We start from the raw sequence: 9,139 nt of genomic DNA, 5'->3' as shown, positions 1-9,139 counted from the left end.
GCGGTAGCGGCGGCGGCGCGAGCGCCGGTGCGTGAGGTGCTGGAGCGCGCACAGGGCGGCGAAGCCCGCGAGGAAGGCGGCGGCTTCGCTGGCCGACAGCAGCGGCGCGGTGCCAGTGCTTGCGAACAGGGCGCCGAGGAGGAGCCCGGCGGCCACCAGCACGAGCAGCGCGTCGGCAGTGAGCGCGAACGCGGCCCGTGCGGGCTGGTGGTGGCCGGTCCGGCCCTCGTGCAGCGCGCAGGCGAGCATCAGGGCCCCGAGGCCACCAACCAGGACGAGCGCCAGGAGCATGACCGACGCGGCCCCGCCGAAGAGGGCGGGCAGCACTCCGGCCACGACGACCAGGCGGCCGACGGAGGTGCACCAGCGGTGCGGGAACGGGCGAACGCCGCGAGGGGTGCGCTTCATCGTGATGTCTCTCCAGGAAGTGAGGCAGGTACGGGCGGGGGCTCCGGGCCGCGCCCCGTCCGGGCGCGGCCCGCTCCGTCAGAGCTGGAAGGGCACTCGCACCGGCCACTCGCCGGTCACGTCGAAGACCTTCACCGGGTAGGCGGAGGGGACGTAAGCGGGCTCGATGTCGGACCACTGGGCCGCGTGGGCTACCGCGTCCTTCTCCGTCAGCTCACGGGCCACTTCCTCCACCTGCGAGCCGGGCACGTCGCGCTTGGTCTCCACGACGTAGCTGAAGGGCGCGGGCTCGTCGAGGCGGACCTCGTAGATGCGGTCGGGGGTGATGGCGGAGAGAGACATTGAGACTCCTTCGGTGGGTTCCGTAGCGGCCGTCCGGGGCGCTTGCATCACCCCGTTCCGACATTCATTAATCTACCTTGCGATGCGGAGTGTGGTCAAGTTATATGTGTCATCGGGTCGAAGGTCAGGTCACCAGGTCAGCGCGCGTCGTGGATCACGGACTCCGGGATGCCCGGCAACGCCGCCAGGTCGGCCGTGGACGTGATCCGGCTGTAGCCGTCCGGGCCGTTGGTGGGGTAGGTCACGCGGATCCCGAGATCCCCGGCTCCCGGGATGGCGGGAAGCGGAGCGCGAAGGGCGAGAGCGTCGGTCGTGTGTCAGGGCATGGGCGGAAGTCCTCCGGGTGTTCGGGAGCCGACCGTGTCGGCCGTAGGGGAGAGGTAGGACCGGGGCCGGTGACGAACCGGCCCCGGTCCTGGGCAGTTCAGCGGCGGCGGAGGTGGATCGCGTAGACGCTGGGGAAACCGTTGTGGGTGCGGCCGTCGGTGGTGACGCTGATGCGGCGAGCGCGCCGCTCCTCGGCAGTGCCGTAGGTGGCCAGCAGGGGCGAGGTCACCGTGGCAACGGCGGTGCGGGTCGGGCCACCGGCCCAGGTGACCGTAATCTCGAACGGCGTCAGGCCCTTGGCGTCACGGCGGCCACAGCGCACCGAGAATTTCACGCCGGGGAAGGCCGCGCGCAGCATGCGCCGCAGGTGAATGGCGGTGACGCGGGTGGAGACGTAGCTCCCGGCGTAGTTGCGCTCTTCCTCGCTCAGGACCGGCACGACGGAGGTGTGCCGCACGTGGCGGGGGCCCGCGGTGCGCCCGTCGGCGTCGAGCAGCTGGTACCGGGTCGCGGGGCGCCCGAGCAGAACGCCAGCCAGGCAGCCGTTGCAGGCGCACGGCTGGACAGTCCAGGTGCCGTGTGCGCTGGTGACGGAGCCGCGGTAGTCGACGACCGTGCCGGGGGGCAGCCGCAGCGCGCGGTAAGCGGGGGCGGTGACGTCCGCAACGGTGATCACGGTGTCGTTCATGGTGTGGTCCTCCCGGTATCCTGCCACGCTGGCGTTCCCTGTGCATTCATTAATCTATCCCTAAAGGGGGCCGTGAGTCAAGTTTTATGTGTCATGCTGGCTGGTGGGATCCGTCGCCTCCGGCTGTCCGTGCCTCCGGCGTGCCGATGACCCGCCTGGGTGGCCGGTCGGCGGCCCCGGGGCCGGTCGGCCGCCCCGTGGGGTGGCCGGGGCTCAGCTGGCCGACGTGGTGAGGATGGCGGTCGGGATCTTGGCGGTGCCGGAGGGGAAGGTCACGGTTGCGCTGGGGATGGAAATGGTGATGGTGGGCTTGCCGTTGACGACTTCCTTGATGTCGTGCATGTACACCAGCGTGATGGTGCCGGTGTGGTCGTAGTGGGCGTGGCTGGGGCTGGTGACGCGGACGTCGACGTTCCGCTCGAAGCGCTCGCCGGTGGTGGCGCGGACGAACGCGGCGGTGCCGTCGGTGATGGCGATGTCGAGGGACATGGAACCCTCCGTGGGAGATCGTCGCGGGGGAGCGTCCCGCCCTTTATTGATTAATCTACCTTTTCGGGTGTCAAGTTTTATGTGTCGTAGGTGAGTGCCGCTGGGCTGCCCGCTGCAATCTGGTGCCGGAGGCGGCGCCGCGAGAAGGGTCCGACCAGTTGAGGGAGGGTCTTCGTACCGGCTTCCCCTCGGCAGGCTCCGGGCGGGACTCAGGGGCCCAGGTCCGGGGCGGCGGGCAGACGTGGGGTGTAAGCGACGTCGAGGGCCTGGACGGAAGAGTGGAGGCCGGCCCAGCACCACCAGGCGTGCAGGGCCTCGGTGTCGTCCTGGACGACGGAGGCATACGCGGTGCCGCATTGGCGGGGAAGCCGGGCGGGTGTAGTGCCCAGACGGGCGGCGTACGGGTTCCGGCCGAGCTGCCCCGTGAGGACGGCGAACAGGGCCCGGCGCCGGCTGGCGGCCTCGGCGACGTCGGGCGGGGTGATGAGGCGTCCGTCGGCCAGTGCCTGGTCGGGCAGGATCAGCCGCTCAAGGCGGCGGTCGATGTCGGGGTGCAAGGCCACGGGCCAGGTCATGGAGTTCTCCGGTTCGGGTCGGGCGTGACGGTGGGCGGAGTGGCCTTCGGGGGTGCGTCCGGAGTTCGCGGGCCCGGCCTCGTGGCCGGGCCCGCAATCCGGTTATGGGCGGCCGAGGTTGTTGAGGGCGGCGATGATCGGATTGAGGGCCAGCGGTGTGTGGAAGATCTGCCGCTCGATGGGGCCGTTGACCCGGCGCTGAGCGGGGTTGTAGCGGTAGATGCGGACTTCGGCACCGAAGAGGTCGGCGAGCGTGTGGGTGACCTTGAGCAGATCGGTCTCGTCAGGGATGTTGTCCCAGCCGGGCTCGGAGGTCAGCAGCAACCAGCGGCGGTTGCCGAGCGGGTTGCGCCCGTATTCGAGGGTGAAGGGCGTGAAGCCCCAGGTCTTCTCGAAGTGCTCCCAGTAGGTGTCTGCGGCCGCGACCGGATGGGCGGCGTACGGCTCGCGGTGGATGACTGCGCCGGGCTCGTCCAGCATCCAGGTGATGCGGTGCGGCTTGTCCCACAGAGACGAGATGTCCACCAGCCGCTCTTCCGGTGCGGTGACGGTCCATACCTCTGCCTCGGTCCATACTCCGCCGTCGTACGCCGGGAGCTCCTTGGGGCCGACCCCGGTTACCACGGCGGTGGCGGTGCCGTCGCCATTGGAGCGCAGCCAGGAGTGGCTGGTGCAGTTCTCGAAGCCCTCGCCCGGGTGCCAGGAGGGCGCGTCGGTAAAGGCGTCGTCGGGGAAGAGCATCAGCGCGCCGACCGTCCCGGCGCGGCCCTTGGGGTTCTTGCCCCACGTGGCGTTGACGGAGCGTTCGATGTGGCGGCGAAGGCTGCGCTTCATGGGCTCTCCCGGGCTGGTGCGAGGCGGGGGCGGCGTGCCCCCACGGTGTATTCATTAATCTACCCTCATGGGCCCTTGAAGTCAAGTTTTATGTGTCATGCTCGACGACTCAAGGGCGTTCTGCGGTATCCGGGTGCGGGAGTGTGTCCCCCGCTGCGCCCGCCTGGGCATCGCCTTGCGCGTTGCCGGATCGAGTGTCCGCCGCATCCGTCGGGACCGGGATGAGGTGACTGCACCCTTTCCGTCCTGCGCCCAGCGGTGAGGGCTCGATCGCCGACGTCCCGCCGCCCGGGTGCGCGAGTCAAACACTGGCCATTGACACATAAAACTTGACTTTCGGTCTCTCGGTGAGTAGATTAATGGATAAGTCGAAGTCGTCCTTGGAGGATCGCCCCCATGCCCGACCCGCTGTTCCCTGACGACGAGTTCCCTGCCAGCGTCCTCCCGACGTGCCCGGAGGAGGACCACGCCGGCGACGGCTACGACTGGGCGGGCGAACTTCCCGCCGGATGGAGCGCGGTGTACTCGTGGGGAACGGAAGCTGGGCGAGCCGCCGTACCAGGTCGTCGCTCACTTCGACGACATCCTCGACGTGGCCTACGGGCTTGCCCGCTACGTTGAGGGCGACGTCTTTGTGACCGCCTACGGCTCCCGCGAGGCGCGCGACGCTGCGACCGACGAACTCGCCCTGGGTGTCTGGTTGTGGGCGGGAAACGGTCCCCGTGAGGGCTTGCCCGCCGAGGGCACGCCGGCCGGTGGCATCCCGGACCGCTTCCGCGGCCCCTAGCCCTCTGGGCGGCCGGCCCTGGGCCCTGACTCGGCGCCCAGCGAGCCATCCGTGTGCAGTCTGTCGGCAGGCCGACTCTGCTTCCCCCGCCGTCACCGCTGGCATCCCGAGCGCGACTTCGCCTCCCGCCGTGCGACATCCCAGGAGCCACCCACATGTCCACGAACGACCCGACCAAACACCTGCTCGGCTACGGGCGGCGCGACGAAGCCACCGGCATGCTGCGCGGCCACATCCGTTACCCGGACGGGCACCCGCCCGTTCCGTACGGATGCCGCTGGTGAGGCTGGGCCAGCAGCGAACACGGCGGATGGTGGATGCCCGGAAAGCGCATCCGCCTGTGGGAGCGGCCCACTCAAGCCCAGATCAAAGCCCGCATGCATGCGCGCCGCAACGCACGCCGCTAATGACACATAAAACTTGACGTAGGGCGAGAGTGTGAGTTATTTTTTATGTGTCAATCGGGGTGGTCGATCCCCTTTCTGACGCTGAACAGCGTGGAGCGGCCGGTCCGTACTGTTCGGCAGGTCCGTGGCTCAGTTGGTAGAGCGGCCCCCTCGCCGGGGCAGGTCAGGGGTTCAAGTCCCCTCGGACCGCGATGTGCCGGTGTGCGCCCCTCCAGAGGCGCTGGTGCCCCGCTGAGAGGGCGCACACCGGCACAGCAAACGGGCTCACCCGGTTGATCACCCGGGCGGGCTGAAGGAGGGAGGACGCTTCCTCTGGAGCGGTAGCTCAAGTGGCAGAGCAACCCTGCGGGGTTGGTTACGGGTTCGAATCCCGTCCGTTCACGACGTGCCAGCGGAAGGTGAAGCTTCCCCTGCGGACCCGGTCCGCTGGCACGCGTCGCCCGAGGCTCCTGGGGAGGAGCCGACGGCGGCCCCGCCCCGGCCGGGGAAGGTGACGAGCAAGCCCCTCGCGGGCCCTACCTGATCCGATCCCTGGCCGACGGCGGGAAACCACGCCCTCGTGGAGTAGTCCGGCTCAACTCGCCGCATTCTCAATGGGGATATCGCGGGTTCAAATCCCGCCGAGGGTACCCAGCGCCTCTTCGCGCAAGCTCTTGTCGTCCAGGGGTAGGACGCCGGGTTGTCAGCCCGTGAACCGGGGTTCGAGTCCCCGCAGGAGCGCTCAGCTCACCGGGAACGCTCACTCCCGCATCCCGCGGATTTACGAGGACTGTCCCGCCGCCCTCCCGGGTGGCCGTACTACGGCGCTGCCGGAAAGGAGCATGACGCATGGGTGCCTACGACTTCATCACCCCCGGCTCGGACCAGGACGTCGAGAACGCGTTCCTCGGCGCCAAGGAGGAAGCAGCCTGGGAGTTCGGGCACGGCGGATACACCGGGACGATTGCCGAGAAGAGTGACTTCGTGCTGGTCGCGGACAGCCCCATGTCCCCGGCCGCCGCCGAGAAGTACGCCCAGCACCTGCTGGAAAGCGACGACGAGCGCATCCGTGACAAGTGGGGGCCCGCCGGGCGATCCCGGTGGACGACGGCACCTGGCTGTTCGTGGGCTACGCCTCCTCGTCACCGCGCAACCCGCCACCGACGGACGTGGGCCCGGGCCGCGGCCGTCATCTCGCCGGCCGTTACGCTTCGACTTGGTCAGGCGGCTGCCGGGAAGGGTGGGACGGACATGGAGGACCCGCAGGCTGAGGCGGCAGACGGCGAGAACGGGGAGGACCCCGCGTCGTCGCGACCCCTCGACGTAGGTGCAGCGCGTCGCCACGACGCGGCGCCAGCGGCCCCGCTGCATGCGGCTCGGCTGCCTCCGTGCTGCAACTCGCCACCTGCCCTGGGCTGCTGCAACGCCACTGCTACCTGGGGCGGGATGCTGTACCCGCTGCCGAACGAGCGCCGCTGCCTCTGCGAGACGCTGCTGCACCGCCCCAAGGCCCGCGCAGCGCCTGCTGCTCACCGCCGCTGCACGTGCTGCTGCTGCACCGGCTGCTGTCCCGAGTGCGGCTGTCCGGGGAGCGCTGCACCGCTGCATGCTGCACCCGGCACCGACGGGCGCTGTCGCCGCCGCTGCTACTCGGTGTACCGGCGTCGCGTCGCGTGTGCCACCGATCAGCTGATGGAACAGGTTGATGCCGCCCGGCTGCGTGCTTCGCCTTCCCGTACGCATGAACCGACTTGCCGAGCCGGTACATCACGTCGTCATCGACCAGGGCCTCGGTGAAGACCGCTCCGGGCGGCGTGCGCGTGCTGCGACGCGGCCGGCCGAGGTTGACGTCCTGGACCTGGGCGCGCGCCGCCTCCCACGGCGATCCGCGGGTTCGCGCTCGGCGGGCGGACTGTGCCGGTCCCCGGTGGAGCTGCTCACCGGCACCGTATCGGCCGGCGCGGGGTGAGGCGGGGCGTGTAGGCGACGCGTGCGGGGGCCGCTTCCTCCGGTGCCGGATGGGGCGGCTGCGCCGGGCGCTGACCGGTGTGCTGGTCAGGACTGGACGGCCGGCTTCAGGACGTTCTGGCACCACTGGCGGAAGTCGGTGGCGGTGGCGGAGGCCGGGTCGCGGGGTTCGGCGTCGTAGATACCGTTGTTCTGCGCGTTGATCATGTCGGCCATGTCCTGGGCCAGTGACGGGCTCGCGCCGCTCTGCACCATCTGGTCCTGGAGGTCCGCGAGCGGCACCTGCTGGTAGCGCACTGGGCGGCCCAGGGTCTCGGAGATGATCTCGGCCATGGCGTTGGGGGTCAGGTTGTCGGGGCTGCCCAGGGGAACGCGGGCCTGCCCGTTCCAGGTGGTGTCCAGCAGGAGGTCTGCCGCGACGGCGGCCACGTCCTGGGTGGCGATGGTCAGCAACGGCCGGTCCGCGGTGTTCGCCATGGAGAGCACTCCCTGCTCTGCGATCGACTGGGCCTGACGGAGGATGTTCTCCATGAAGAACGGCAGCGCCAGCGCCCGGTACTGCACGCCGGTGCTCTCGATCAGCTCGCCCGTGGCGAGCCCGGCCGCCAGCAGGCCGGCCGAGCCGTCGTAGCTGTGCCCGTGCCCCAGGGAGGTGACGTGCACCATCCGCACGCCCCGGCTCGCGGCTTCGTGGGCTGCGGCCCGGGTGAAGTCCAGGTAGTAGCTCATGGCGGGGCCGGCGTCCCGGAAGTCGGCCGGGGGCACGAGCCAGAACAGGCTGTCAGCGCCCTGCAGCGCCTTCGCGATCGTGTCCGCGTCGGCGTGTGAGCCCTCCACCACCTCCGCCTGCGCGCGCACGTGCTCCGGGAGGCGGGAGGCATCGCGGGCGATCACCCGCACCGGCTCGCCGCTGTCCAGAACCCGGTCCAGGATCTGTCGGCCGATGTCACCGGTCGGCGTAGTAATAACGATCACGAGTGCCTCCATGCGTGGCGGTCGGCGGCGAGTCCCAGGGGGCGTGCCGGGCGGTCGCTTTCGAGTGAACCTCGCGCAACGGTGCGGGTGAAGGACCATCTTGGTTGCTATTGATACCTTGGAAGTATGAATGATCTGGAGGTGCGGCAGCTTCGCTACTTCGTCGCGGTCGCGGAGGAACTGCACTTCGGGCGGGCCGCCGACCGGCTGGGCATGGCGCAGCCCCCGCTGTCCCGCACGATCCGCGACCTCGAACGACAGCTCGGCGTGACACTGTTTGAGCGGACCACCCGGCAGGTGAAACTCACCAGCGCCGGAGAGGTCCTGCTGCGCGACGCCAGAACTGCCCTGGAGGCGGTCACCGCCGCCGCCCACCGGGCCCAGCACGCAGGCAGCGCCTCGCCCCGACTACGGATCGCCCTCAAGGCCGACATCGACGGCGGCCTGCTGCCGCAGATCCTGGACGCCTACGGCACCGACCCCGCAGCTTTGCCCCACGAACTGGTCCTCGGAGGGTTCGGCGCTCAACCCCAGGCGCTGCGCGATGGCCTCGCCGACGTAGCACTCGTGCTCCACCCCGTGGACGACCGCGGGCTGGACAGCGAGCCGCTGCTGACCGAGCCGGTCCTGGTCGCCATAGCCGCCACCGACCCGCTGGCCGCCCGTACCCAACTGTGCCTGGCCGACCTGGCCGGCCGGACCCTCCCCAACGGCGCGCCGGCCGACGACGACCGAACCGCGCCGTCCCCATCCGGGGCAACAAGACAAGCCTCCAACTTGTCGGAGATCTTCAGTCTCGTCGAGACGGGCAGCATCGTGTTCTTCGCACCCGCCTCAGTCGCCCGACGCAACCCGCGCCCTGGCGTTGCCTACCGGCCGGCCAGTGACCTGCCGAACCGCACACTGGCCGTTGCCTGGCCCCAGGAAGCCCGCTCCCCGGCCGTCGCCGCCTTCGTACGCGCCGCTTGCGCAATCGCAGCCACGTACAACGCACAAGCGGACACCCAAATGCAGAGCACGACCGCCTGAGCACCGACACCATCGATGCAAACACCGGCCGCTGGGTCGGGCCCACAGCAGCGAGTCGGATCGTATGCCTGCGACAGGCAATCGAGTCGTCTGTCCGTTGTCAACAACGCTTGTGAGCAATACACCTAGCCGGGATTCGTCTGGTCTGCGCCAGCTACCAGCACCCGGTCCCGCCGACCTGCTGAGGGCGAGGTGACCTCGCACCCTAATGACACATAAAACTTGACTTGCGGAGTCGTTGAAGATAGACTAATGGAGTTGCGTACGTTTAACCCAAGGAGACCCTTGAATCACCTTCCGCTCAGCGAGCCCGAAGTCGGAGCCGTCGCGC

At 69.6% G+C, this 9,139-nt stretch carries 9 protein-coding genes, 4 tRNA genes and 1 pseudogene; 7 read left to right on the top strand and 7 right to left on the bottom strand.

Annotation, left to right across the window (positions count from 1 at the left end):
- The 6 genes and pseudogenes from GA0115259_RS36650 to GA0115259_RS36625 form a co-directional block, all read right to left on the bottom strand.
- Positions 1-408: pseudogene (locus tag GA0115259_RS36650) on the bottom strand (hypothetical protein); the annotation flags it as partial.
- Positions 409-486: 78 nt separating this feature from the next.
- The gene (locus GA0115259_RS36645; RefSeq protein ID WP_093604810.1) at positions 487-750 is read right to left on the bottom strand and encodes a hypothetical protein; all 264 of its coding nucleotides are present in this window, start codon (positions 748-750) and stop codon (positions 487-489) included.
- 424 nt (positions 751-1,174) lie between these two features.
- Positions 1,175-1,765 carry an LPD29 domain-containing protein gene (locus tag GA0115259_RS36640; RefSeq protein ID WP_141716856.1) on the bottom strand — a complete coding sequence of 197 codons (591 nt, stop codon included), beginning with the start codon at positions 1,763-1,765 and terminating at the stop codon, positions 1,175-1,177.
- A 213-nt stretch (positions 1,766-1,978) separates the two neighbouring features.
- Positions 1,979-2,254, bottom strand: coding sequence for a hypothetical protein (locus tag GA0115259_RS36635; RefSeq protein WP_093604806.1), 276 nt, complete (start codon positions 2,252-2,254; stop codon positions 1,979-1,981).
- 209 nt (positions 2,255-2,463) lie between these two features.
- Positions 2,464-2,829 carry a hypothetical protein gene (locus GA0115259_RS36630; RefSeq protein WP_093604804.1) on the bottom strand — a complete coding sequence of 122 codons (366 nt, stop codon included), beginning with the start codon at positions 2,827-2,829 and terminating at the stop codon, positions 2,464-2,466.
- A gap of 102 nt (positions 2,830-2,931) precedes the next feature.
- On the bottom strand, positions 2,932-3,663 hold the full coding sequence (locus GA0115259_RS36625) for a hypothetical protein (protein WP_093604802.1): 732 nt from the start codon (positions 3,661-3,663) through the stop codon (positions 2,932-2,934).
- A gap of 592 nt (positions 3,664-4,255) precedes the next feature.
- Here GA0115259_RS36625 and GA0115259_RS36620 point away from each other — a divergent pair.
- From GA0115259_RS36620 to GA0115259_RS36600, 6 genes are all read left to right on the top strand, one after another.
- Positions 4,256-4,450: a hypothetical protein gene (locus tag GA0115259_RS36620; RefSeq protein ID WP_093604800.1), complete on the top strand. Its 195-nt coding sequence runs from the start codon at positions 4,256-4,258 to the stop codon at positions 4,448-4,450.
- A gap of 155 nt (positions 4,451-4,605) precedes the next feature.
- Entirely contained in the window at positions 4,606-4,734 is a 129-nt protein-coding gene (locus GA0115259_RS42500) for a hypothetical protein (RefSeq protein WP_256098304.1), read from the top strand.
- Positions 4,735-4,973: 239 nt separating this feature from the next.
- A tRNA-OTHER gene (locus GA0115259_RS36615) sits at positions 4,974-5,048 on the top strand.
- A 123-nt stretch (positions 5,049-5,171) separates the two neighbouring features.
- Positions 5,172-5,240 (top strand) — tRNA-OTHER (locus GA0115259_RS36610).
- 170 nt (positions 5,241-5,410) lie between these two features.
- A tRNA-Glu gene (locus GA0115259_RS36605) sits at positions 5,411-5,486 on the top strand.
- Between the two features lie 20 nt (positions 5,487-5,506).
- Positions 5,507-5,577, top strand: a tRNA-Asp gene (locus GA0115259_RS36600).
- Between the two features lie 1,314 nt (positions 5,578-6,891).
- On the opposite strand, the gene GA0115259_RS36585 is transcribed toward GA0115259_RS36600, so the two are convergent.
- The gene (locus tag GA0115259_RS36585) at positions 6,892-7,791 is read right to left on the bottom strand and encodes an NmrA family NAD(P)-binding protein (protein WP_202450678.1); all 900 of its coding nucleotides are present in this window, start codon (positions 7,789-7,791) and stop codon (positions 6,892-6,894) included.
- 114 nt (positions 7,792-7,905) lie between these two features.
- Here GA0115259_RS36585 and GA0115259_RS36580 point away from each other — a divergent pair, with 114 nt between their 5' ends.
- Positions 7,906-8,808: a LysR family transcriptional regulator gene (locus GA0115259_RS36580; RefSeq protein ID WP_093604792.1), complete on the top strand. Its 903-nt coding sequence runs from the start codon at positions 7,906-7,908 to the stop codon at positions 8,806-8,808.
- Positions 8,809-9,139: the final 331 nt, after the last annotated feature.

The organism is Streptomyces sp. MnatMP-M17, from assembly GCF_900091995.1.
Lineage (GTDB): Bacteria > Actinomycetota > Actinomycetes > Streptomycetales > Streptomycetaceae > Streptomyces.
Note: the sequence above shows the minus strand (reverse complement) of the source record. Positions and strands in the feature narration are given on the sequence as shown.